Consider the following 24,374-nt stretch of genomic DNA (forward strand, 5'->3'; position numbering starts at 1 on the left):
AAAATTAAGGATGTCAGTATAAATAATTAAAGCGGCTATTCACGGTACCGCCGCTTCTGACTGTGTTTTTAATACATTACGTGTCCAGTAACTATCCCGGGGTTTCCTCCTTCATGTTGTGCTGGCGATGGAGAGCAGTACTGCTGACGCTGTCATGCCATAAGCGGGTATAGAGGCCGCCCGCAGATAACAGCTGTTCGTGGGTTCCGTATTCCGCAAGTAACCCCTTATCAATAACGGCAATCAGATCGCAGCGTTGCGCGGTGGTCAGACGATGTGCAACAATCAGCGCCGAGTGCTTCCCGGCATGCACGACATCTGTTAACGATGACATCAGTCGTTCTTCGGATGTGCGATCCAGACATGACGTGGCTTCGTCGAGCAGCAGGATGTGGGCATTCGCCAGTTGCGCGCGGGCCAGCGCAATCAACTGGCGCTGACCTGCGGGCAGATCGGCTCCGCCGTTATTCACCGGTGTCCGGAATCCCTGCGGCAGATTGCACACCATCTCATACAGCCCTGCCCGCTGTGAGGCAATTTCAACGTCTTCATTGGTGGCGGATGGCCGTGAATAACGAATGTTTTCTGCAATATCACTACTAAACAGTGCTACATCCTGATCGACAAGCCCAATCTGGCGACGATACTCAGTGAGCGAGGCATCATCGAGCATTTGCACACCGATTCTGATGTTGCCGTGCGTGGGGAAATACAACCCGGCAATCAGCTTAATCAGCGTCGACTTACCCGCACCGCTGCGACCGACGACCGCGACAACCATTCCCTCTGGGATCGTCAGGGTAAGTTTGTTCAGAGCTGGCTCGTGACTGTCGGGATAACTGAACGTGACCTCATCAAGATGCAGTGCACCGGTGACAGGGAGGACCGAAGAGGACCCGAGGTTCTCAGTGCCTTCTGTCGCCAGTAGTTCATCAATATGTTTGCCGCTGGCTGTCGCCTGCTGCCAGGCGTCGACAATCCCTGATAACTGCTGCACTGGCCCATAGAATTGCCCCAGCAACAGGAAGAAAGCCGCCAGTACCCCGGCAGTCATTTCTCCAGCGGCGACCTGCGAAGCTCCCACTAACAGAACAGCGGCATAGGAGGCCTCGGTGCAGAATGTCAGGAACGGAAAATAGACTGCAAGGTATTTTTGTGCTCGCACACGGGTTGCGCGGAAACGCTCCGATAACGCGCGCAGCCGGGCGCCCTCCAGTTCCTGCTGACCATGCGATTGCACGACACGCAGGCCAGAGACTTTTTCCTGCAGGGTGCTGTTGACTTTGCCTATTTCCAGCCGTGCCTGTGCATAAGCAGGGGTACTGAGGCGGCGATAAATCATGGTTGCCAGTGCGGCCACTGGCACTGCGCTTAATGCCGTCAGCGCCAGGAACGGGTCGAGCCAGAACATGGTGGCGGCGATTGCGAACATCGTCACCAGACTGGTGGCCGCACCGGCAAGGCCGTTTTGCAGAAAGCGGGCGAGAGAGTCCACATCAACGGTCATGCGGGTAAGACGCGAATCGGCATGCTTTTCATGCCAGGGGAGTCCAAGACGCAGCATATGGCCGAAGCTGCGCAAGCGCACCGAATGCTGAACTGATTCCGCCGCTCTGGCGGCGAAGACCGTCTGCAGAGAATAACTGCACCAGCCCACAATGACCAGGCACAGGGCGAGCAGGGCACAGAGGCCGATGATCGACATATCGCCTGCGGCGACACCGGAGTCAATGCCGTGCTGCAACAGTATCAGTACCCCTACGCCTGCCGCAGAATCGAGTGCGATCAGCAGAGCGGCGATGACGAACATCCACGCCACAGGCTTCAGTAGTGACGTGACTTTGCGACCTTTACCGGCCAGCGCCTGCTGTACTGCATTTTCCGGTACGCGGGTCATACGGGCGACAAAACCTTTATCCCCCGTATCCGTTACATCGTCTTGTGTCGCTGGTTCAGCCGGCCACAATTCGTTGTGGCTATTGTGGGACGTGGCCAGAAAATCGCTGTCGCCGGTCATCAGTGCGCGGAACGCCGGACAGCGCGCTTCAAGTTCTGCCGGGGTTCCGGTATCCACCATACGGCCCTTATCCAGCACCACAACCCGGCTGGCTAGCTGAAGTGTTGAACGCCGTCGGGCAATCACCAGCAGCATATGCCCTTCGTCAGCATAGCGACCCAGCGCGGTATTAATCTCCGCTTCCGTAACAGCATCAACCGCTGAGGTAGTATCATCCAGGATTAACACGTCCGGTGCAGTAATGAGCGCCCGCGCCAGCGCTATTCGCTGCCTCTGCCCGCCGGAAAGATTCGTACCCCGTTCGGTTAACAGGCTATCGAAGCCTTTCGGCAGGGCGTTAATAAAATCGCTGGCTCCTGCAGCAGCTGCCGCACGGCGAATGTCGTCCGCCGTTGCCTGAGGGTGGCCATAGGCGATATTTTCCGCCACCGTACCGGCAAACAGAAAAGCATCTTCAAATACGATGCCTACCCGGCGACGAAGCGCCTCCAGTCTGATATCGCGAAGATTTTGTCGGCCTTCGCTGGTGTTGAGCCATATCTTTCCGGAGCAGGGATCATAAAAACGCGCCAGTAGCATCAACAGGGTCGATTTTCCTGAACCCGATGCGCCCACCACCGCCACGGTTTCACCGGCGCGCAGGGAAAAGGAGATATTGCTGAGGATATGTCTGTCGCCATGGTGGTAGTCAAAGCTCATATTCTCCAGTTCCAGTCCGACAACCTGACTGTTAATCGACTCCGTCCCGTCCTCCATCTGTGAACGGGTGTCGATCAGTGCAAACACCCGCTCCACGGACGCCTGAGTGCGCTGTGCGATAACCAGAAACGATGCCAGTACGCGGGTTGGCCCGGTCAGCATCGCGAGGAAGCTGGCGAATGCAACGAAGGTACCGAGATCGATCCGCCCGTGCATGACCGACCACCCGCCGTAGCACAGCAGGACGATTTGCCCGAGCACCGGTAGCGCCAGCATGGTGGCCCCAGGCATCGCCTGCGAGATAACCGCACCGATGCGTACACGCACAATCTGCCGCGACTGCCTATCGAGCCAGTGCGTTTCACGCATCTCTGCCACACAGGATTTTACCACTGAGATCTGTGCCAGCACCTCGCGTATATGTTCGGTGAGATTCGCCAGTTGGTCCGAGGCCAGCCCGGTTTGCGCGAAGACCCTACGACGCGCACGAAGCGCGGTGATCGCCAGGCATACCAGTACGCACACGACGATAAGCGTCATGGCAGGGGACATCCACAGCATCACGGCAATGCCGGCAATGTAATAAGTGAACACTGCCAGCGGCACCGGGCACATCTGCAGCAGGGTATGCACCTGCTGCAGATCGCTGTTGGTCCGTGAAATCACCTGCCCGGTGCGCAGCGCATCCTGGCCTGCGCCGTCAAGTTTCTGAATACTGTCGAATACCCGTCCTCTGAGGGTATGCTGCACCCAGAGTGAGAGCATCCCGGCATAACCACGGCGCACATAGTTACCGATGAAATCAAAAAAAGCGATCAACAGTAACCCGCAGGCCAGCCACGGCAGGCGGGCCGGATTGCCCGCCAGTGCGTCATTCACAGCCTGTCTTGTCAGCAGTGGCGTCAGCGCAGCCAGCAAAATAGTCGATACTGACGCTACCACCACGATGACACTAAGTTTCTTACGTTCCCAGCACACGCGCGCTAGGCGAACTATCCATGACTGAGCCGGTGTGGGAGTGTGATTCGCAGGCATTAAGCCTCCTCCGTCTGTAAAATACGATCCACTGGCCGGATCGTTCCGCAAAAAAGCCAGCACGCTCCGGTCCCGCATTGTTATGGATGCATGACTCCTGGATGGGTGCTGGCATATGATTATCATGAAGGTGTAGTGGTTACCCTTTCTGTACCATTGTGATCAGGCTTTTCGCCACTTCACCTGGGCAGGGTTGCGCCGCCATTTCCGCTGCTACCTCTTCAGAGGCTTTGCGAAGTGAGCGATTGTTGAGGAAAGCATTGATCATGTTACTCGACAGGCCGACGTCGCCAGGGATAATCCCGCAGCCGCGTTCGGCAACAACGCGGGCATTTACCGGGCGATCGGCTCCCTGGCCGAAGACGATTTGTGGAATACCAGCGTGTAGCGCTGTCAGGGTATTGCCTGCTCCGCCATGATGAATGAAACCATCTGCGCCGTTGAGGAAGACACCCATGGGTATCCAGTCAACCAGGCGAACATTTGACGGCAGCGAGCGCAAATCGGACCGCGCATTGGCTGAAATATGCAGGATGATCTCGGCATCGACCTCACTGGCAGAATCCATAACCCAGGCGATTAGATCAAGGCCGTCAACCATCGGTTTGACAGTGCCGAGACTCACCAGCAGACGTTTACGCTCGGGCCTTCTCTCCCACCATGGTTCCCACACCGCGCCACCGTTATACGGGACGTACTGCATCGGAATAATGGGTTCACCGTCGTTTTCCAGAATGCTCATACTCGGCGGTGTTACGTCGATCCAGGCCATATCACGTGGTGTGGCCCCCACATTGTGGCGACGATAGGCGTCCGTGAGCGAACGCGTTACACCCTTGATATGCCAGGGGGTATGGCCGAAGCCTACGGTTTGCATCACGACCGGTATATCATATTTGGCGGCAATCAGCGGCCCGATGACTCCGAGCGGAGGGTAGATGATGAGGTCAGGCCGCCAGTGTCCGGCAAACTCCACCAGATGGTCGGCCATTTCTTCGCTGAAGAATGAGAAGTTGCCCATTTGGGTTCCGATATTACTTTTTTTCCGCTGTGCCTCATGGTGGCGGTAACCAGCTTCGGAATCCAGACCGGGTGCGGCGTCAAACACCACCAACCCGGCCTCTGCCGCTTTTTGTGCGAATTGTCCTCCACTGGCGATCAGCACTTCATGACCGTTAACGCGAAATGCCTGCGCCAGAGACAGCACAGGATACAACAGCCCATAGAGAGGCGGGCCTACAAACAAAATACGCATGAGAAAATCCCTCTCCGCTTGACGATCTAAATCAGGCAGTCGACGCACTCATATGCCAGCAGCAGGACACGACTTTTCGTTAAACCTGCTTTACCAGATGCTGCGCCATTTGTGCTTCACCAGCGTTATGGACAGCTCAGTCAGAGACTTTTCCGTGACATACACAGGTGAACAGGGAACTCCGTATCCCCACTTCCATTAACGCTTACGCGCCATTGTCCTGTTGAACAGCCCAAATGGCGTCGGACAGCTACGCCGGGATGTTCTGACGCATTTGTGCAGTGTTAGACCGAACAACGAATCTGGAAAGAACCGTGATTTCTTAGACACACGATGCATCATCCTGATAGTCTCGCCTTCGCTGGTCTGTAAGTAAAAACGCCGTTGTACAGGCGATGTTTGTTCCCTTTCAGCCTTACCAGAAACAACACAGACACAAATGCTAATGATAATAATTACCAATATCATTTAACTATTGCAACGGTAATTAAAACTTAATAAAAAGGGAAGCTCCCAGAGGGCTATCTGGGGATATTTAAATTGAAACCTACGCTGCTACAGACCGTGGAGAATATCTTGCAAACGCTGAGCATGCTGTTCCAACTCACCGGAAGGCTGATAGACGTTAAGGCATTGGTGAGCGGTTCTGCCGTCGCCAAAAATGTATAGAGAACTCCGACCAGCAGCGTTTCATCCTCTGTCTATAGCGCAAGCGTGTCGAGAACTACTGCTGATATTACGCTGTTGGCGAATAATCCGATTTTTGCTCCTGACCAGGTGAGTTTTTTCGGCTTTTCGCTGCCAGTATCAGGCTTTCACGTCATCATTTTGGATACGTTATTTCACTAAATGGTCATTGTTAGGGAAAAGAGAATGTGTGACTAGGTCGTTTAGCGTTGCTTTCCATCACACTCTAGCCAATTCACAACTATGGGCGGTTCTCGACGATTCCAGGTCAGGTTGACGGGACGCTAGTGGTTTCAAAGCTTGGTCAACAGATAACGATTGAAAAAGTCATGATCTTACTGAAGTTGTGCGGATAGTGAGTAATGCCGCGAGACGAACTGGCCGGGAGATTGATGGAACTTTAAAAATTATCTCTTAACGCATTTACGAATGCAAAAAGTCTATTTTTTGGTTAGCGGAGAATTTGTTAAAAGAATCCAGCATAGTGAATCCCCCTGCGCGGCTGTCTCTTGATCAGATCTCCTGATAAAGAGACTTCATCACCAGCCTCAACCATATCCTGAAGTCTGAACCAGCCATCCCACATATCTACCCAACCGGGGCGGCCTGTGCGTTTGCTGTGTATGGGTCCACCACATATTGCAATTTTTGTTCTCTTTTAAAATATATTCCACGGGCGTCGTTAGTGCGAGCGCCTTGTGGAGTCTTTTGCTGTTATACAGCGCCAGATATTCCGCCAGTTTCAGGTTAAACAACGCCAGATCCTCAAAGAGTAAAATTTCATTAAATTCAATGAATTGCTCTCTTAATGCCCGGTTAAAACGTTCACAGATAGCGTTCATTTTTGGCGTGTAGGGATAGGTCCAGAGGTGTTTGATGGCGGCTTCCTGCAGCGTTTTGTCAAAGCTTCCCAGGAACTCTTTCCCGTTATCTGTGATGATCTGGCTGATACCGACAGGGAACAGCCGGGCTGCACGGCTGAAAAAGTGATTGACGATATCACTGTTGAGCGACGGCACAGCCAGCGCCAGTACATAATCGCTGTGTTCGTCGATCATGGTAATGATATAGCGACGCATTTCACCCATTCTGAGCTCAATGGCGTCCATCCCAATGAGCTCTCCTGTCTTTACCGGACGGTAGTGCTTTGGCCTGCGGGGGGGTGGTGGTTCGCTTTTTGACAAGCAGAGCCTTACCCCGCGAGCTCAGACGTACTGGTATCATCCGCATTTTATCGTGTGCGGTGGCGATCATTCTGCCGATGGTGGAAACACTCGGGCAGGTCTGATGGCGTTATGCGCACCAGGGCTTCAGGCGAACAAAAATCTGCTCTTTACCGAGGTTCGGCAGCTCTGTCCTGAGGCGTCGAATCTCTTTCAGCACATCGGGATGCCAGTGCTTTTTTCGTCGCACCAGAGGTGCCTTACTGTGCGGGATTAGCCCCTCAGGTCCTCCCTTGATCAGTAACTGACGCCACCAGTAAAGCGTGCGGCAGGATACGCCAAAGGCTTCAGAAGCTGCAGAAATACCGTGTTTATCCCAGAAGTGCAGAGCCTTCATTCTCATTGTTGCTATATCAGCCATCACTGAAAGCCTCAACGCATAATCGGCTGCTTAGGATAGCCAACCTCAGGTGCTGCATTTGCATAGTGCAATCTCCCCTTACTTATCCGGAGGCAATTGCAATATCTCTGTGAACTTACACTGTGTATCATCAGGTTATTATGTGAGCTGGTAAATCAGATTTTGCATGGACTGAAATGATGCTGTTATTTAGGGACAAAGAACCGACTTTTTCTCTTGCCTCCTCGCCAGTAATGATTAATGGGAATGCTTCCTCTGGGGAGGAGGACAGTAGAAAAAAGAACCCGCCAGCAAAAATATTGGGGATGAACAGCTTTCGCTACTCAGGTTGTTGGCGGGTAAATTTCCTCATGAAATAAGAATGCTACGCGCTCTTTTTAATGAAAATGATAATCACTGTCAACTAATTGCGCATATTTTCTTCATACATGATTGATAAAGGTGATTCAGACTATCAGTGTTTTGCTGATGGCCTTTTTGTCTTTAGAAAACACCAGCCAGGCTGGTTGGTTCAGTTAAGCTTTCAGCTTCGAGAATTTTATGAAAGCTATTGATTTGTTAAAATAAATCACAGTCTGGTGACTGCAAAAGTTAAACGAGAAATCAAAAGGTGGCCCAAATCTGAAAATGAAGCTCTGCGTGATGATGTTGCCGCTGGTCGTCGTCGGTTGCATATCAGATCAATCTGCCCATCCCCGCGTGAAGCCACCACCGCCTCGGGCGTGGATAATGCAGCCCCCCCGACTGGCAGACATCGCTGAACAGGATTATTTCCTCCCTCAGAGAGAGGCTTATCACTATGCAAAAACAACTGTAGGGAGCCCAGAAGTATATTAATGAACAGTGCAGATGAGCTCCCCATATCGATGGGCAACTATTGTGAGCAATATACCCGGGCTTCCAGCGGAGTATAGATGCCAAAAGTGATAAAACCGAGCAATCCATTTACGAATGTTTGCTGAGTTTCTGTTTTAACAACATTTTCTGCACCGCCACAAATTTTGGCTGCATCAACAGTTTTCTCTTGTCCAATTCCCGAAACGAAGAAATGATGAGTGATGGTTTCCTTTGGTGTTACTGCTGTCGGTTTGTTTCCAACAGTAAACGTTTGTTGAGCACATCCTGTAATAAGCATTGCCAGAGCGGCAGAAAATAACATTTTTTTCATCTTATTATCCTGCATTGTTAAAAACGGCAGAATCCTATGTGATAATAATTAAACGATAGCTAAATGAACGAAAATTAAAAGTATAAAAGTGGTTACTCAGACTTGGTAGGTACTCAGAATCATGGGAAATGAATAAACCGCTTCATCTGTCCATTACTCTTTTAGGTGTGTTGTATTGTCGCCATATTCCCCGCATTAACCATGACAGTAGCCCGACGGAGAACTCCTTCTGCAAGAGTATACGGGAATAATCAAAAACGATGCACATCAAGTGGTTCGGGTTGCTGTTTTACTAGTTTTCGCCACAAAAGCCACTATTTTCCCAGACAATATATCTCTGTCTGGGTTACATAACGTTTGTCCGTTTATTTCCTTACTGATTGAACAGACCTGATTTCGTATAGTGTAATGTATGTAGCATACAGCAACAGAATATCTTATCTCTGGCTACGGTGTATCGTACAGAACGGGCAAAATGCGGCGGTTTCTCCACAAGCATGTGGAGAAACATTCTGCCTCTAGGATTCGTGCACCTTAGACTGGCCCCCTGAATCTCCAGACAACCAGTATCACTTAAATAAGTGATAGTCTTAATACTAGTTTTTAGACTAGTCATTGGAGAACAGATGATTGATGTCTTAGGGCCGGAGAAACGCAGACGGCGTACCACACAGGAAAAGATCGCAATTGTTCAGCAGAGCTTTGAACCGGGGATGACGGTCTCCCTCGTTGCCCGGCAACATGGTGTAGCAGCCAGCCAGTTATTTCTCTGGTGTAAGCAATACCAGGAAGGAAGTCTTACTGCTGTCGCCGCCGGAGAACAGGTTGTTCCTGCCTCTGAACTTGCTGCCGCCATGAAGCAGATTAAAGAACTCCAGCGCCTGCTCGGCAAGAAAACGATGGAAAATGAACTCCTCAAAGAAGCCGTTGAATATGGACGGGCAAAAAAGTGGATAGCGCACGCGCCCTTATTGCCCGGGGATGGGGAGTAAGCTTAGTCAGCCGTTGTCTCCGGGTGTCGCGTGCGCAGTTGCACGTCATTCTCAGACGAACCGATGACTGGATGGATGGCCGCCGCAGTCGTCACACTGATGATACGGATGTGCTTCTCCGTATACACCATGTTATCGGAGAGCTGCCCACGTATGGTTATCGTCGGGTATGGGCGCTGCTTCGCAGACAGGCAGAACTTGATGGTATGCCTGCGATCAATGCCAAACGTGTTTACCGGATCATGCGCCAGAATGCGCTGTTGCTTGAGCGAAAACCTGCTGTACCGCCATCGAAACGGGCACATACAGGCAGAGTGGCTGTGAAAGAAAGTAATCAGCGATGGTGCTCTGACGGGTTCGAGTTCCGCTGTGATAACGGAGAAAAACTGCGAGTCACGTTCGCGCTGGACTGCTGTGACCGTGAGGCACTGCACTGGGCGGTTACTACGGGCGGCTTCAACAGTGAAACAGTACAGGACGTCATGCTGGGAGCGGTGGAACGCCGCTTCGGCAACGAGCTTCCGGCGTCTCCAGTAGAGTGGCTGACGGATAATGGTTCATGCTACCGGGCTAATGAAACACGGCAGTTTGCCCGGATGTTGGGGCTTGAACCGAAGAACACGGCGATGCGGAGTCCGGAGAGTAACGGCATAGCAGAGAGCTTCGTGAAAACGATAAAGCGTGACTACATCAGTATCATGCCCAAACCAGACGGGTTAACGGCAGCAAAGAACCTTGCAGAGGCGTTCGAGCATTATAACGAATGGCATCCGCATAGTGCGCTGGGTTATCGCTCGCCACGGGAATATCTGCGGCAGCGGGCTTGTAATGGGTTAAGTGATAACAGATGTCTGGAAATATAGGGGCAAATCCACAATTTCTTAATATAAAAGATCCATTACATTGCTCTGCAACTATAACTGCGTATTACCGTGAAGGAGAACGGTGAGTAACGGCGTTTTTCAAGGCCATTGTCAACGACGGATGAAAAGTGGAATCCTCTGCTGGGATTCAGCTCCTAATGCTACAAATCTCATTGATGGCTTGATGTAACTTCACATATGGTTTCAGCCTCAAAGAAATCATTTTTATTAATTTTAACGAAGGGTTGGACAAAATGAGGAGGTATTAGCTTTGTTTTATGACGCATTTCCGAAAATTTCCGTGCCATATAGTGAGCATCTTCGCAAGCTTCCATAACAATAGTTGTGTAGGAGGAATTAGTAAGGAATTCGAATAATTTCGAGCACTTGGATTCTGACAGTTAAGGACTCTGCCTGTTGCATCTTGGCAGTGGACGTTGAATGAATTTTTGCCTAGATAAATACCAATCAAAGATGACGTTATTCATAATGGTTCTCCCAAAAAAACACCGTCAGCGTACTGCTGCAGGGTAGGGTGATCATCTAATAAAATCCAGTATAACTGGATAAGAAAGATACTCCTGGTGAACTGGCTCCGCCACACTTACCAGGAAACACTATTCCCTGGTCGAACTTATCCTCCGGAAACACCTCTTTTAAGTGGTTTGAAGTTTTTCGGAATATATCGCACACAGAAAAATGCGGATATCACAGACAGACTTCTGTCGGTTCCAAATAGTGCAGACCCAAAAGCTATGTATCTTAGTACAGAACGGGTGCCCGACATCCTCGGAACGGATGTCTTTTAGATACGACAACAGGGTGAATAGACAGGAAAAATAGAATGATGCAGCTCTCTTTTTTACAAATGACTGACTCTCTGATATCTAGAACAGATAACGCTCCCGGAATATACTTTATCTAGGTGCTATCACTGATACGAAGAGACATATTCGAATAAAAATACAACAACTAGCAATCTGTAATTACTTTCAGGAGGTCACACCTCCCACTCCTGTTCAGAACAAATCTTCCCCCGGAGATAAAAATGGTGATAATTATGCTGATGGAGACTAAATACCAATAAGTCCGGTGCGTTCTGTGGCAGGTTGAGACCTCACAGGAAAAACGACAACAACTCCCGTCGACGTTATGCGATTCAATCCGGATGCTCTTTGTACCACCAAGCGCCTTCCTCGCTAACTAACTGGTGTACTGCTGATATGGAAACAACATCTGTCATCATTCTCAATGGCTTCCTCGGCGCAGGGAAAACCACTCTGCTGAAAAACCTGCTCATACAGGCACACGAAAAACAGCTTTCAGTCTCTGTCATAGTCAATGACATGAGCGAACTGGATGTGGACGGCGTGCTGATCGCCAACACAGATATTGTAGATGCAAAAGACAATAATTTCGTAAGTATCACCGCAGACAGCATCAGCAGCCCCGCAGGCCTCAAAAAGATGGATCTCGCAATTAACCACCTGCTTGATCACAACAAGCCGGATGTGATGCTGATTGAAACCTCCGGAAGCAGTCATCCGCTTCCTCTGGTCAAATACCTGCGTCGCCATTCACGTGTACGCCTGAAGGCGTTTTTAACACTCGTTGATACTGTCATGCTCCATGAAGATTACAATGATGGGAAAAAACTGATCCCCACTCTTCAGGAAAATCTCCGGCATAACAAACGCGGCCTGGAGAATTTGCTGGCCGAGCAAATCATGTTCTGCAACAGGCTGCTGCTGACCAGAAATGACCGCCTGCCCTTTGACATTATCTCCGCTGTGGCAAAAGCCATACACCCACTTAACCCCTCCGTGGATGTGCTCGCGGTATCATGGGGAAATATTGAACTGAGCACATTACTGGCGATCCCGGACTACAATTTTGACCGTGTTGAGTTACTCATCAGTGAACTGGAAGCACTTGTAGGAAACATGGATACTCCGTGCAACAATGAGGAACTTATATGGCGCGTCATCAGGGACGACAGGCCATTCCATCCGCAAAGATTATGGGATACCTGTCACCGCTTTATGGGCATGGGCGTTTATCGCAGTAAAGGTTTTTTTTGGCTCCCCGGGAGAGATGATCTTGCCCTGCTCTGGAATCAGTCAGCAGGAAGCATCAGTCTGGCGCTCATTGGCTACTGGAAAGCTGGAGTACTGGAACATACTGACAATAATTTAACTCGTGAAGAACGTTCAGCGCTACAGCGACACATCGACACAGCCTCTGGGCGATTTGGCGATCGCTGCTGTCAGTTGACTATCATTGGCAATGCCACTGAAGTTAATGATTTTACACATGCCTTATCCCTTTGCTTGTTGACTGAAGAAGAAATTCAGTGGTGGATGTCGGGTGGAGTATTCCCTGATCCATGGCCACAGAAAGTTACCCGCCTGTCCTGACAGAAATTGCATTCATATCAGGCTTCCTGTTGCATCTGGTGCAGGCAGTGGCCCCAGAAGGGCTCTCCATACCATCTCGTATCATAGCCGGGGGAGAGCTGAAACACACGTCACGAGAATAGTTGCATTATAGTGGGTATGCAGAGTAGCTACCTGGGAGGTCTTTCGACCGCTGACTCTGACTACCGGGTTAATGAAACACGCCAGTTCGCTCGGATGTTGGGACTTAAATCGAAGAACACGGCGGTGCGGAGTCCGGTGAGTAATGGAATAGCAGAGAGCTTCATGAAAACAATAAAACGTGACTACATCAGTATCATGCCCAAACTTGTGGTCTGTTTTTTATGGAGCAGTTTGTGCTCAGTACTCAGAAAAAATATTTTAGAGCCTGTAGAGCAGATGAATGCGTGGATTAGGGGAGCGATTAATAAGAAAAAGAAGTGGAAATAGAAGCAGTAAGCTTCATGAAGTAAGTTAATATTCAATGTTATTTAACATAAGATAGATTGTGCGCACAAACATTGTAGAGGCTCAATGCTAATGTCTATTTGTGGCTCATTAGGAATGTCCAGGCTATAGTTTCTCAGATCCCTATGTCTAGACAACGACTCACTTTTTCCTGATGAGGAGTTTTCTATGGCTATAAATGACGCCGGAATGTTCACCGTGAAAGAAATCAATCGCCTCAAAATCCTTCAGGATGTCATCGATCGCAATATCCGTCCTGGACAGGCTGCCGAAATGCTGGGCATCACGCCACGTCATTGCAGCCGTCTGCTCAAACGTTATCGCCAGTATGGGCCGCTTGGCATGAACAACCAGAGTCGTGGCCGCACTGGTAACCGTCTGTTGCCAGCGTCACTGACAGATCAGGCACTCAGTATAATCCGGGAGCACTACCGTGATTTTGGCCCCACGCTAGCGCGGGAAAAGCTGGAGGAAGTTCACGGTCTGGTCCTTGGAAAGGAAACCATCCGACGTCTCATGATAAAGGCCGGACTCTGGATTCCCCGCAGACAACGCGCACCGAAAATTCATCAGCCTCGTTACCGGCGTCCTTGTACTGGCGAGCTGATACAAATTGATGGCTGCGACCACCACTGGTTTGAAAACCGGGGTCGACCCTGTTCTGCCCTGGTCTATGTTGACGATGCCACCAGTCGCCTGATGCACCTGCTGTTTGTGAAATCTGAGTCCACATTTACCTATTTTGAAGCTACACGTGGCTATATCGAGAAATACGGTAAACCGATGATCCTCTACAGCGATAAAGCCAGCGTATTCAGAGTCAATAATAAGCACGCCACCACCGGCCCCGGCGAAACCCAGTTTGCCAGGGCCATGCGCTGCCTTAATATTACTCCTTTGTGTGCTGAAACCAGCCAGGCAAAAGGCCGCGTTGAACGTGCTCATTTGACACTTCAGGACCGACTCGTTAAGGAGCTCAGGCTTAAGGGGATCTGTACAATAGAAGCGGCCAATGCATTTGCAGAAGGATTATAACCGGCGCTTTGCCAAAGAACCCTTGCATGATTTTAACGCGCACCGGCCGCAGGCATTAGACGATGACCTTGATGCAGAATTTACCTAGCGAGAGCCTCGCCGGGTATCAAAAAATCTGACTGTACAATACGATAAAATGCTCTATCTGATTGAGGACAACGAGTACAGTCGAAGAGCCATCGGCAAGTATATTGATGTCTGGCATTATCCTGACGGACATAAGGAGCTGCGACTAAATGGCGTGCTGCTGCCCTACTCCACCTATGACCGGCTTTCTGAGGTTGATCCCGTCGCCATTGTAGATAACAAGAGACTTGGCCATGTGTTGGATGTTGCCCGTCAGGTCCAGAGAAAACGGGACAATAATCGCTCACAATCGTTACCTTGTTCTGGTGATGAGCCTTCCCGCAGACGGCACGCCCCTAGCATCAACAAATCTCAGCGCTCACTGAACGAAGATGACCTACTTGAAGCCATGATAAAGCTTCAGGGAAGCTCTGAGGCCATCTTTGGTAAAAGGTGAACTTGGCGGAAACCTCGTACTAACTGACCAACGGCGATGTGTGCGCTATCTTTCGGCTATTGCAATCAAAGCCAGAGAAGATTTCTGAGAAATGCAAATAACTTCAATGATATTATATACAAAGGAAACCGAGGTAAAATTCGGGTGTCACAGAACCCCGAACCGCTTCGCGGTGCAAAGAGCCAAACAGCAAGTATCACAGAACAGCATGTAAAAAAATCTTGAGGCTATTTCATGGCAATTATTAATATTTATTCTAAGAGACAAAGAAAAATTCGTGGCGAAGTAAATGACGTATATCAATATAACAATATTCCACATGCACTCAGGGTGCAAATAATTAAAATAATAACTGATTCTATCGGCTTCCCCTCTTCTAATGAACGCTACACATCGTATAGAAATGAAGCTGACAAAGTATATGCATATATCCATGAGATACTTTCTAAGGAATATGGTGTTTTTTCTTTGAAGGAATTTGCAAAGAATGACTTTGACGCTCTTGTCGACTTTTTCCTTAAAGAGAGAAATACAGAGAAATGCCTAGATTTCATAGAAATATGCTTCCAGATACTAGTGAGCCACGTTGCGAAAAACCATTATGAATTCAAAGACATAACAAGTCAAAGTCCTGGAGATGCAGTTATTGAACTAAATGAAAGGTTTAGAGAACATGGGGTTGGTTATCAGTTTGAATCTGAAGAGATAATAAGGATAGACTCTCAATTGATTCATGCTGATGTCGTAAAGCCAACCCTGATTCTTTTAAGTGGAGAACCCTTGTTTGAAGGCGCCAATGATGAATTCCTTGCTGCGCATGAGCATTACAGGCATAAGCGTTATAAAGAATGTCTAAATGATTGTCTGAAATCATTTGAAAGTATAATGAAAGCAATACATGATAAGAATAACTGGAAATATAGTCCTAATGATACAGCATCAAAACTAATAAATAGCTGTTTAAGTCAAAATTTAATTCCGGCATATTTACAAAGCCAGTTCACAAGTCTGAAAACAATGCTGGAAACAGGAATTCCAACCATCAGAAACAAAAATGCAGGTCATGGGCAAGGAGCTGATATTAAAGAGGTTCCGGAAGAATTGGTAAGCTATATGCTTCATCTTACTGCTACAAATTTACTATTTCTCTTAAAATGCGAGAAGAACATTAAGTGATGGTTCGCATAATGACGTTATGCTAAAGAGGCCGCTGCGGGAGGGATTTTCGCAGCGGCCTTTTCAATATATGGACATTTATAATGAGCCAGTGATTAGACATTTTCACTGAGCTTTGACAAACATTGTAGCATATGGATATGATCTGCACAGCATTCAGCTTCCAGAATCCGTACACTTTTCCACTCACACAGCTTTCTCAAAATACAGCCTATTGCTCTACGCTTCTCTCTGTAGAACACCTGTCTTCGGTATTTTGGCGCAAATACTATGTGATATTTACAGTTCCATCGGGTGTGCGCTAAGCTCTTTTCGTTCCCCATTGGGACCCCCTTTTGATTTCTTGTTTGACACTTGCAGTTGCCAGACCGCAAGGTGTTTTAACAAATCAAAAGGGGTTTTAATAACTGGCTCAAAGCTGAAAGCTTTCCGGAACCCCCAGCCTAGCTGGGGGTTTTCTATGCACAAGAAAACGGCTCCCTGTTGTAGAAGCCGTTATAGTGCCGCAGTTTAAGGAGCGGTCAATTGATCCTTAATTGCTCGGCATTACGCTATGCCGGTGGATATTTATCGAGTTTGATGACTGCTTTGATGATCACTTTTAAGAAAAGATATTTACACAGAATGGTAAACATGCTCGTGACACGCAATACTGCTCTGCTGAAGTGAATAGCATTGCGCTTAACAGTGATTTTTTGTTTTCAAGAGCAGGTAAAGCTCAAATGTCAATGGCTATGGTGTTTTCAGCTGTGGCTATTTTTCACTCCTTATTGCTCCTGGTTGTCCCCAATTAGACTTAAGGAAAGGTTGATGCCCCGCCAAACTCAAGATAAATTTTTGCTAGATTCTGCAACTGATTGAAGCGGTTTTCATCCAGTCGCAGCTCCGCCTGACGACGTTTTTCCTGAGCATCAAGCCAGAATGAAATACGTACTGCACCATGCCGGTAACGAACTTCGTTTAACCACTCTGACTTACGTGCAAGTTCCAGTTCTTCCCTGAGTCTTGTCTCCTGAAGCAGCAACTGGTTACGAAATGAAAGCGCGTCCTCTATACTGCTCATTGCCTTATAAAGTAGCTGTTTAAACTCCAGCACTCGCTGTTCGTAATCGTTACGGGCAATTTTTACCTCTATGTCCCGCTGTCGCCACTCCAGGAACGGTAGCGTCAGGTTAGCGCCTACGGAACCGACCGGATTATGCAGTAATGCCAGTAGCGAAGCGCTGCTGGTACCCAAAGCGCCTGTCAGGTTGAAGGTGGGGTAATATTCGCTACGCTTGATATCAACCGTAGCTAGCGCCTCACGCAACTGCCACTCTTTAGCACTTATGTCAGGCCGGCGCATCAGTATGCTGGCAGGAATATTCGCATTGACCTTAGGCAGGCTTCCTTTTGGCAGCGTTGTGGGCTCGACTATCTGGCAACCGGGCACGGTGCCGAGCAAAACGGCCTGCTGATTGAGTAGCTGTGAATGTTCTCGTTGTAGCCCTGTAAGCTGGTTCTCTTGCGTGAGCAGGTTTTGCTGCGCGTCAATCACATCCAGCGACGAGATATTTCCTGCACGATAGCGAACCTCGGCCAGACGCAGCGTCTCTTTTGCATAGTCAATACTCTGCTGGAGGGTGGTAATTTGTTGATTTACAAAACCGATACGCCAGTAATTATTGCTGGCCTCTGAAAGCAGCATCAGGCGCGCGGAGCGAAAATCTTCTTCACTGGCATGGACTGCCCACTCAGCAACATCACGCTGACGGGCAATTTTTCCCCAGAGATCCAGCTCATAGCTGGTGCCAAGGCTGGCAGAACCGCTTTTTGCCCAGCCGGACGAGTTATTCAGCTGTTTTTTTCCGTCCATACTCAGTGCCGCCTTTAGTGCAGGAGTATTGGTGATACCTGTTCTTTCCGCATCCAGCTGCGCCCGATGTATCCGCAGTGCAGCTATAGCTATGTCGTTATTACTTGTCATCACCAGGTGAAGCCAGTTATCGAGATTAGGATCGTTAAATTCTTCCCAGTCAAACGGGGATGTATTTCCGTCCACATCGCCCTTGGTCCAGTTGATGGGATAGTTCACTTCGGGAGCGCGATAGTCACTTTTCAGCACGTTTGTGCAACCTGAACAGAGTGCGGTGATAAGGCATAAAGTCAACGATGATAAAATTTTCATATATTATTCGCTGGCCAGTGAAATAACCGGGTCCATCCTTGCTGCCTTGCGGGCTGGGAGATACCCGAAGATTATGCCGATTAAGGTTGAGCAAAAAAATGCAGCAACAGCAGCCTGCCACGAATATATAGCTGCGAATATCCCGTCCGCCAGAGCGTTAAAGAGCGCACCTGTGATATACGACAGTGCAATACCGAGTGCGCCACCAATCAGGCAAACCAATACGGCCTCAATAATAAACTGTTGCATAATGTCGCTGCGTCTCGCGCCAACCGCCATTCGTACGCCAATTTCATGAGTTCGTTCCGTTACAGAAATCAACATGATGTTCATCACCCCGATACTGCCGATCATTAGTGAGATACATGCGACCATAAGAATTAAAATACTGAAGGTCATTGAGGTGTGTTCGATAGACTTTCTTATTTGTTCAAAGTTATAAAGCTGGAAGTCTTTTATGCCGTGACGCCGGGTTAATAGTTGGGAGATAGCGCTGATTGCAGCCTCGTTATCCACATTGTCTTTTAGCCTGACGCTAATACCGGTCAGAACTGGTTTACCCACAATACGGTACATCACCGTGCTGTAAGGCATCCACACAGTAATGCGATTTGATGCATCACTACGGTTGTTACTTTTAGCGATGCCAACCACTCGTGCTGGTACAGAACCAAGAAAGACTATTTGCCCCAGAGCCTGTAACCCTGTGTTGTCGAAAATGGCCTTACGAGTATTCTCATCGATAATAACTTCCTGTAGAGCGTTGCGATCGTCTCTAAAAGTAGTCCCTTGCAACAACTCAATACCTTTTACCCGGAAATGTTCCCGCCCAACGCCGTTAATGGACGCTATCGCAGATTTACCCAGAAAACGAATGTTGTCTGAAGCGCTAACTTCCGGGCTGACGCTATCGATAAACCCTTGCTTCGCCAGTGCATTTGCGTCAGCAGGTACCAATGTTCTAATACTCTCAATGCTGTCATCGAACAAATCCTGCCCGGGATAAATGCTGACCACGTTTGTCCCCAGACTTTTAATCTCTTCCAGTGTTTCTTGCCTGGCTCCTTCACCCAATGCCACAACAGTGACAACGGAGGCGATACCAAAAACAATCCCGATCATGGTAAGCGTGGTGCGTAAGCGATGCGTCTTCATCGCTTTTAGCGCCATTTGCATCGATTCACGCGTTCGATCGAGCAGTGTTTTCCAATAGCTTTGCCGGATTCTGTTGGTTTTTGGTAGTGTTTCCGTCGCAGATACGCAACCTCCACTATCAGCGATGATTTCGCCATCACACAGCTCAATGATTCGCTTTGCGTGCCGGGCGACCTTCATATCGTGGGTCACCATTACTACAGTATGACCACGTCGATTAAGTTCATTCAGAATGGCTAACACTTCTTGCCCGGATTGCGAATCCAGAGCACCAGTTGGCTCATCCGCCAAAATTATCTTTCCACCGTTGATCAGTGCTCGGGCAATACTGACGCGTTGCTGCTGACCGCCTGAAAGTTCGCAAGGTTTATGATGCTCACGTCCTTCCAGTCCCAGTCTGCCCAGCAACGCCGTTGCACGTTGCCGACGGCTGTCGCGTTCGCTGTTGGCGTAAATGGCCGGGATCTCCACGTTACCAAGTGCGCTAAGATCAGGTATCAAATGGTAGCGCTGGAATATAAAGCCAATGTGTTCCCGGCGCACTCTAGCCAGCTCATCGGGTGAAAGACAGGCGGCATTTTGTCCGTCGATGTAGTAATCACCTCTATTGGGTACGTCAAGGCAACCCATTATGTTCATTAAGGTTGATTTGCCTGAGCCAGAGACTCCAATGATTGCCACCATTTCTCCAGCAACGATTGTCAAATCGACATTTTTCAGGACGGTCCGCGTTTGATCTCCGTTGCCATAAGTTCGGCTAACCCCTTTTAACTCAATAAGTTTTTTCACAGCATAATCCTTTCTTCGGGCTCTTTCTTATCCGGCAGCGACAGCACGACATTTTCTCCGACATTTAAACCTTCGAGGATCTGAATATCCACGCTGTTCGTGATACCAGTTTTCACATTCCGGGGTTCCAGCCTGCCATCTGCTGCCAGCACCAGGACCTGTTGCTTCTTCCCCTCATTTCTGTGCACTGCCTGAATGGGTACCAGCAGTGTATTTTGGGCTTCATCAGTAATCAGGGTAACCTGAGCAGTCATGGCAATACGAAGTCGATTTTCTGGGTTAGGCACATCGAATAGAGCATTGTAATAAACGGACGCATTTGAAGTTCCGGAGCCTGATGCTGAAGTGTTGCTGGCGAGAGAGTCATCTTTCATTACCGATTCTGGTGCCAGTTCAACGGCACGCAGTGTTGCGCTGTAGTGCTTGTCCGGTTCGGAGAAGATAGAGAAGCGGGCTTTTTGCCCCACAGAAATACGGGTTATATCAGCCTCGGAGATCTGTGCTTTAATGGTCATGACATCCAGACGAGCGAGTTTAATAATTGTTGGGGCACTCTGGTTTGAGTTAACGGTTTGCCCTTGCTGAGTGACAATGGCAATAACAATTCCATCCATTGGCGCTACGACTCGCGTATATTCAAGGGCAAGCTTTTTCTTATCTACTTCTATCTGTGCCTGGACCAGTTTGGCATTCAGAGAATGTAATTCAGCGCGAGTGGTCGCAAGCATTGCCTCCGCAGACTCAAAATCTTCGTGTGAGCTGGCATTTTCTCTTAGCATCCGGAGCTGGCGTTTAAAACGCAGTTCAGCCTGTTTCAGGAGCGCCTGCTTGGATTGAAGTTCTGCTTTCACTTCGTTGAGTGCAGCTTCGGCATTACGCAAATCGTTACACTGAGGTAGGTCGTCAATTTCGGCAATCAACTGCCCTTTAGTCACATGGTCGCCCTGTTTCACTTTCAGTGATTTTAATTGCCCTGATACCTGTGCCCCTACGTTTACCCGTTCAATTGCATCAATACGGCCTGTCGCCAGAACAGAATTTTCTATATCGCCTTTGCGCACCGGGGCAGTAATATATTCTGGCACATCAGAGCTTCTCAGAAAGGTGAACAAAACGGTGATAATAATGATCAACAGTGTCAAGGTACAAATGATGGCGCGGTGAGAAATATATTTCATTAACATTGTCCATGTTTTCCATAACAATGAAAGTGGTATTCTGGGTTTTCTTAGTTAATGCCCAGCATCTACTGGAAAAATATACTTATTTGGAATTAATCATAATCAAGATTATTATTTATTTGCGTAAATTGGGCTAACCCCCTCTCGCTTTGTTTCAACAGTATTACTAATTACCGGGAAAGCCTGACAAGATTTCGTATTAAGGTGTTATCTACGCCCATTATACTTTAATACATCAAGTAATTAATTCACTAACCTCTCTTTCGTTTCACTGGACTTTACGGCTGTAAAATAGCTTTTATCTTGCAGATGAAAACTCTGCTCAGGAAAGTGCCTTTAGTTCTAATGGATGGTGAGTTTTACGCTTGTCTTTGTAACCAGGAAGAGAGGCGTAGACAGTAAAGTTCCTCGCTCCCTCATCTTGGCATTCGGTGAACTATAGACAAGAGTCAATAAACCAAACTGCAACAACATAGTCATTTTGGGAGTAAGATTATTAGTCTTAACGTCTCATATAGCTGGTATGAAGAAATTTTCATGTATACTTGATAAACGTATCGTCAACAACCGATAAAAAGTGAGCCATTTATATCTCCATCAATGATCTAATATTGAATCGCCACGGGTAGTCTTACTCCTTCCAAGTTGTTGATAATAATTGTTTTTATATTCTATTGTTGACATCTGTTCGCAGGAACCATGCCGACGCTTATTGTTATAAAACATTTCGATGTTCAAAAATATCGTTGGAGGCGTTTTCCCGCGTTCCGAAGAGCTTTTTCTTTATCCGTTCACGCTTCAGTAACTGGAAAAAATTCTGCAAGCGTATCGTGGTAATTACTGCGACGGAGCATACACTCCTCCAGGTCTTATGATTTCAGGAACGACTGTCATTCATGGCTTGTTTACTGACAACCAGCATCGTTTTTGGGGATTACGCCGCTATACAGGTGTGGTGCGGTGATGTGACCTATATCTGGACGGGTAAGCCCGGCGGGGTGATGTTCCACAGCGATACGAGCAGGCAGTTCCGGCAGTTATTGTGGCGATACCAGATCAGGCAGAGTATGAGCCGGCGCGGAAACTGCTGGGATAACAGCCCAATGGAACGCTTCTTCAGGAGTCTGAAGAACGAATGGATGCCGGTGGTGGGTTACGAAGCTTCTGCGAGGCCGCTCACGCCATAACGGTCTATATCGTTGGATATTACAGCGCACTAAGACCGCACGAATATAACGGTGGGTTATCCCCAAACGAATCGGAAAATCGATACTGGAAAAACTCTAACTCGGTGGCCAGTTTTTGTTGACCACTTCACACGTTCAATGTCGTTGATGACTTTAACTATGAGGCGTTGTCGATTGAAAACAATCTGAATCTGCCAGCTTCACAAGTGGTAGCGGTACTCTGTAGGTGAACCGCCCCGGGTTTCCTGGAGAGTGTTTTATCTGTGAACTCAGGCTGCCAGATCATCGTTTCCGATGGAAGCATAATAAGCTTTTTCTGCTTCTGCCGGAGGAGTATGGCCCAGCCTTTCCAGCAATCGTCGATTGTTATACCAGTCCACCCACGTGAGTGTGGCCAGTTCCACTTCTGCACGGTTTTTCCAGCTCTTACGGTGTATTACCTCCGCTTTGTAAAGGCCATTGATGCTCTCCGCCATCGCGTTGTCATACGAGTCGCCTGTACTTCCTGTTGATGCCAGTAATCCGGCTTCCTTAAGCCGCTGTGTGTAGGCCAGCGATACATACTGAGAACCTTTATCACTGTGATGGACTGTGCCGGACGGTCGACGGGCCCATAACGCCTGCTCCAGAGCATCCAGCACAAATGTCGTTTCCATAGACGATGAGACCCGCCACCCCACGATGTATCCGGCAAACACATCAATGATGAACGCCACATAGACGACCCCCTGCCATGTGCTGACGTAAGTAGAATCAGCCACCCACAACTGGTCAGGACGTTCTGCCACGAACTGACGGTTTACGCGGTCGCCTGCGACAACGGCTTTCCGGCTGATGGTCGTACGGACCTTTTTACCACGGAGAACACCGGCAAGTCCCATAACCGCCATGAGACGTGCCACAGTGCATCTGGCCACTCTGATACCTTCCCGTAACAACTGACGCCAGACTTTACGCACACCGTATACCTTGTGATTTTCATCGTATACGCGCTGTATCTCTTTCTTCAGCCAGTCATCGCGCTGCGCACGGGCACTGCGTTTATCCGGATGATGTCGCTGTTGCTGACAGTGGTAATACGTTGACGGGGCAATATGCAGTTCGCTGCATAGCGGTCCGACCCCGTACTGCTCACGCAGCTTATCCAGCAGTGGCATCATTTTTTCCAGAGGCGGTCGAACTCCGCCTTCGCAAAATAAGCGGAAGCCTGGCGAAGGATATCGTTACTGCGGCGCAGTTCACGATTTTCACGTTCCAGCTCTTTCAGACGCTGACGTTCAGCGGTGGTGAGCCCGCCATCACCGCCTCCGGTATCCCGCTCATGCTGGCGTACCCAGACACGCAGAGTCTCCGGTGTACAGCCAATCTTTGGGGCAATGGAACAAATTGCCGCCCACTGTGAGTCATATTCGCCCTGACTTTCCAGAACCATACGAATCGCCCTCTGACGGACTTCGGGGGAAAAACGAGTATTTTTAGTCATCCTGTTTACCTCTTTCTCAGGGAGTTTAGTCTCCAGGATTCCCGGGGCGGTTCAAGGATTGCGGAAAACCATGTCTATCCAGCTATGATTCGCATAGATTATGGCCAGGATTTTTTTTATCCAACACGGACGTAATGCGCAGAAAAACATGTAGTAAAACTGGAGATTACCCAATCAGGTAAGTTGGCGCAGAACGCTTTTATCGAGAGTTTTAACCGGACATACCGAACAAAAATACTCGGTTTTTGTCTGTTCAGAACGCTGGATGAAAAGCGGGAACTGGCGGCAAACTGGTTGTCAGAATATAACAGTGAACGCCATATCAACTACTTAACCATATGACACTGGAAGAACATCACTAACGCCATTATTTGGTCACGATCTCAAAAGGTGCATGGAACTAAAACGAGTCTGTTTACAACGCAAGATGGGTTATGTTATAAAGTAACATAAATGAGTTGGTAAGCATAAAGTAAAGAGGATAACTTATAGT

The 24,374-nt window shown here is 48.6% G+C and carries 10 protein-coding genes, 9 pseudogenes and 1 other annotated feature; of the genes and pseudogenes, 9 read left to right on the forward strand and 10 right to left on the reverse strand.

The genetic code is table 11. The annotated features are described in order from the left end of the window. Positions 1-91 precede the first annotated feature (91 nt). From iroC to ACJHX4_RS24815, 3 genes and pseudogenes are all read right to left on the reverse strand, one after another. Positions 92-3,751 carry a salmochelin/enterobactin export ABC transporter IroC gene (iroC, locus tag ACJHX4_RS24805; RefSeq protein ID WP_001442133.1) on the reverse strand — a complete coding sequence of 1,220 codons (3,660 nt, stop codon included), beginning with the start codon at positions 3,749-3,751 and terminating at the stop codon, positions 92-94. Positions 3,752-3,890: 139 nt separating this feature from the next. Continuing rightward, positions 3,891-5,006, reverse strand: a complete 1,116-nt coding sequence (gene iroB / locus ACJHX4_RS24810; RefSeq protein ID WP_001318220.1) for a salmochelin biosynthesis C-glycosyltransferase IroB — start codon at positions 5,004-5,006, stop codon at positions 3,891-3,893. Between the two features lie 1,310 nt (positions 5,007-6,316). Then, positions 6,317-7,335, reverse strand: a pseudogene (locus ACJHX4_RS24815) (integrase core domain-containing protein); the annotation flags it as partial. Positions 7,336-7,855: 520 nt separating this feature from the next. On the opposite strand from ACJHX4_RS24815, the pseudogene ACJHX4_RS24820 reads away from it, so the two are divergent. Then, a pseudogene (locus ACJHX4_RS24820) lies at positions 7,856-7,960 on the forward strand (lysis system i-spanin subunit Rz); the annotation flags it as partial. After that, positions 7,920-8,068: pseudogene (locus ACJHX4_RS24825) on the forward strand (Rz1 family lipoprotein); the annotation flags it as partial. The pseudogenes ACJHX4_RS24820 and ACJHX4_RS24825, both read left to right, overlap by 41 nt. A gap of 83 nt (positions 8,069-8,151) precedes the next feature. Here the strand turns inward: ACJHX4_RS24825 and iss are convergent. Then, positions 8,152-8,445, reverse strand: a complete 294-nt coding sequence (gene iss / locus ACJHX4_RS24830; RefSeq protein WP_000738422.1) for an increased serum survival lipoprotein Iss — start codon at positions 8,443-8,445, stop codon at positions 8,152-8,154. A gap of 626 nt (positions 8,446-9,071) precedes the next feature. On the opposite strand from iss, the gene ACJHX4_RS24835 reads away from it, so the two are divergent. The 5 genes and pseudogenes from ACJHX4_RS24835 (at position 9,072) to ACJHX4_RS24855 (ending at position 15,919) form a co-directional block, all read left to right on the forward strand. After that, positions 9,072-10,300, forward strand: a protein-coding gene (locus ACJHX4_RS24835; RefSeq protein ID WP_088130945.1) for an IS3-like element IS2 family transposase whose coding sequence is annotated in 2 segments (ribosomal slippage) — positions 9,072-9,387 and positions 9,387-10,300 — 1,230 coding nt in all. Because the reading frame shifts where the segments join, the coding sequence is not laid out codon by codon here. 1,223 nt (positions 10,301-11,523) lie between these two features. Next, complete coding sequence (locus ACJHX4_RS24840; RefSeq protein ID WP_000450494.1) at positions 11,524-12,717, forward strand: CobW family GTP-binding protein; 1,194 nt, start codon at positions 11,524-11,526, stop codon at positions 12,715-12,717. 177 nt (positions 12,718-12,894) lie between these two features. Next, positions 12,895-13,167, forward strand: a pseudogene (locus ACJHX4_RS24845) (hypothetical protein); the annotation flags it as partial. Positions 13,168-13,353: 186 nt separating this feature from the next. Then, a pseudogene (locus tag ACJHX4_RS24850) lies at positions 13,354-14,743 on the forward strand (ISNCY family transposase). Positions 14,744-14,977: 234 nt separating this feature from the next. Then, on the forward strand, positions 14,978-15,919 hold the full coding sequence (locus tag ACJHX4_RS24855; protein ID WP_000974762.1) for an STM4504/CBY_0614 family protein: 942 nt from the start codon (positions 14,978-14,980) through the stop codon (positions 15,917-15,919). Positions 15,920-16,047: 128 nt separating this feature from the next. Here the strand turns inward: ACJHX4_RS24855 and tnpA are convergent. The 5 genes and pseudogenes from tnpA to ACJHX4_RS24880 form a co-directional block, all read right to left on the reverse strand. Beyond that, positions 16,048-16,242, reverse strand: a pseudogene (tnpA, locus tag ACJHX4_RS24860) (IS200/IS605-like element IS200C family transposase); the annotation flags it as partial. A gap of 473 nt (positions 16,243-16,715) precedes the next feature. Continuing rightward, the gene (locus tag ACJHX4_RS24865) at positions 16,716-18,086 is read right to left on the reverse strand and encodes a TolC family protein (RefSeq protein ID WP_001312828.1); all 1,371 of its coding nucleotides are present in this window, start codon (positions 18,084-18,086) and stop codon (positions 16,716-16,718) included. A 3-nt stretch (positions 18,087-18,089) separates the two neighbouring features. After that, positions 18,090-20,030, reverse strand: coding sequence for a MacB family efflux pump subunit (locus ACJHX4_RS24870; RefSeq protein ID WP_000733252.1), 1,941 nt, complete (start codon positions 20,028-20,030; stop codon positions 18,090-18,092). Continuing rightward, the gene (locus ACJHX4_RS24875) at positions 20,027-21,214 is read right to left on the reverse strand and encodes an efflux RND transporter periplasmic adaptor subunit (RefSeq protein ID WP_000928804.1); all 1,188 of its coding nucleotides are present in this window, start codon (positions 21,212-21,214) and stop codon (positions 20,027-20,029) included. The genes ACJHX4_RS24870 and ACJHX4_RS24875 overlap by 4 nt, the downstream gene beginning before the upstream one ends. Positions 21,215-21,808: 594 nt before the next feature. Beyond that, positions 21,809-22,077 (reverse strand): annotated as a pseudogene (locus tag ACJHX4_RS24880) (IS3 family transposase); the annotation flags it as partial. 81 nt (positions 22,078-22,158) lie between these two features. Here ACJHX4_RS24880 and ACJHX4_RS24885 point away from each other — a divergent pair. Further along, a pseudogene (locus ACJHX4_RS24885) lies at positions 22,159-22,520 on the forward strand (integrase core domain-containing protein); the annotation flags it as partial. A gap of 147 nt (positions 22,521-22,667) precedes the next feature. Here the strand turns inward: ACJHX4_RS24885 and ACJHX4_RS24890 are convergent. Then, positions 22,668-23,881 (reverse strand): IS3 family transposase gene (locus tag ACJHX4_RS24890; protein ID WP_182638387.1). Its coding sequence is split into 2 segments (ribosomal slippage): positions 22,668-23,593 and positions 23,593-23,881, totalling 1,215 coding nucleotides; the frame shifts between segments, so codons are not numbered across the junction. Beyond that, positions 23,484-23,600 (reverse strand) — a sequence feature (AL1L pseudoknot). It overlaps the preceding gene by 117 nt. 138 nt (positions 23,882-24,019) lie before the next feature. On the opposite strand from ACJHX4_RS24890, the pseudogene ACJHX4_RS24895 reads away from it, so the two are divergent. Further along, positions 24,020-24,243, forward strand: a pseudogene (locus tag ACJHX4_RS24895) (integrase core domain-containing protein); the annotation flags it as partial. Positions 24,244-24,374: the final 131 nt, after the last annotated feature.

It is taken from the genome of Escherichia sp. WS2035 (genome assembly GCF_046487065.1).
Lineage (GTDB): Bacteria > Pseudomonadota > Gammaproteobacteria > Enterobacterales > Enterobacteriaceae > Escherichia > Escherichia coli.

Excerpts from the sequence above, each read along its gene's own strand:
- iroC (WP_001442133.1), bottom strand. The coding sequence starts at position 3,751 with ATGCCTGCGAATCACACTCCCACACCGGCTCAGTCATGGATAGTTCGC.
- iroB (WP_001318220.1), bottom strand. The coding sequence starts at position 5,006 with ATGCGTATTTTGTTTGTAGGCCCGCCTCTCTATGGGCTGTTGTATCCT.
- iss (WP_000738422.1), bottom strand. The coding sequence starts at position 8,445 with ATGAAAAAAATGTTATTTTCTGCCGCTCTGGCAATGCTTATTACAGGA.
- ACJHX4_RS24840 (WP_000450494.1), top strand. The coding sequence starts at position 11,524 with ATGGAAACAACATCTGTCATCATTCTCAATGGCTTCCTCGGCGCAGGG.
- ACJHX4_RS24855 (WP_000974762.1), top strand. The coding sequence starts at position 14,978 with ATGGCAATTATTAATATTTATTCTAAGAGACAAAGAAAAATTCGTGGC.
- ACJHX4_RS24865 (WP_001312828.1), bottom strand. The coding sequence starts at position 18,086 with ATGAAAATTTTATCATCGTTGACTTTATGCCTTATCACCGCACTCTGT.
- ACJHX4_RS24875 (WP_000928804.1), bottom strand. The coding sequence starts at position 21,214 with ATGTTAATGAAATATATTTCTCACCGCGCCATCATTTGTACCTTGACA.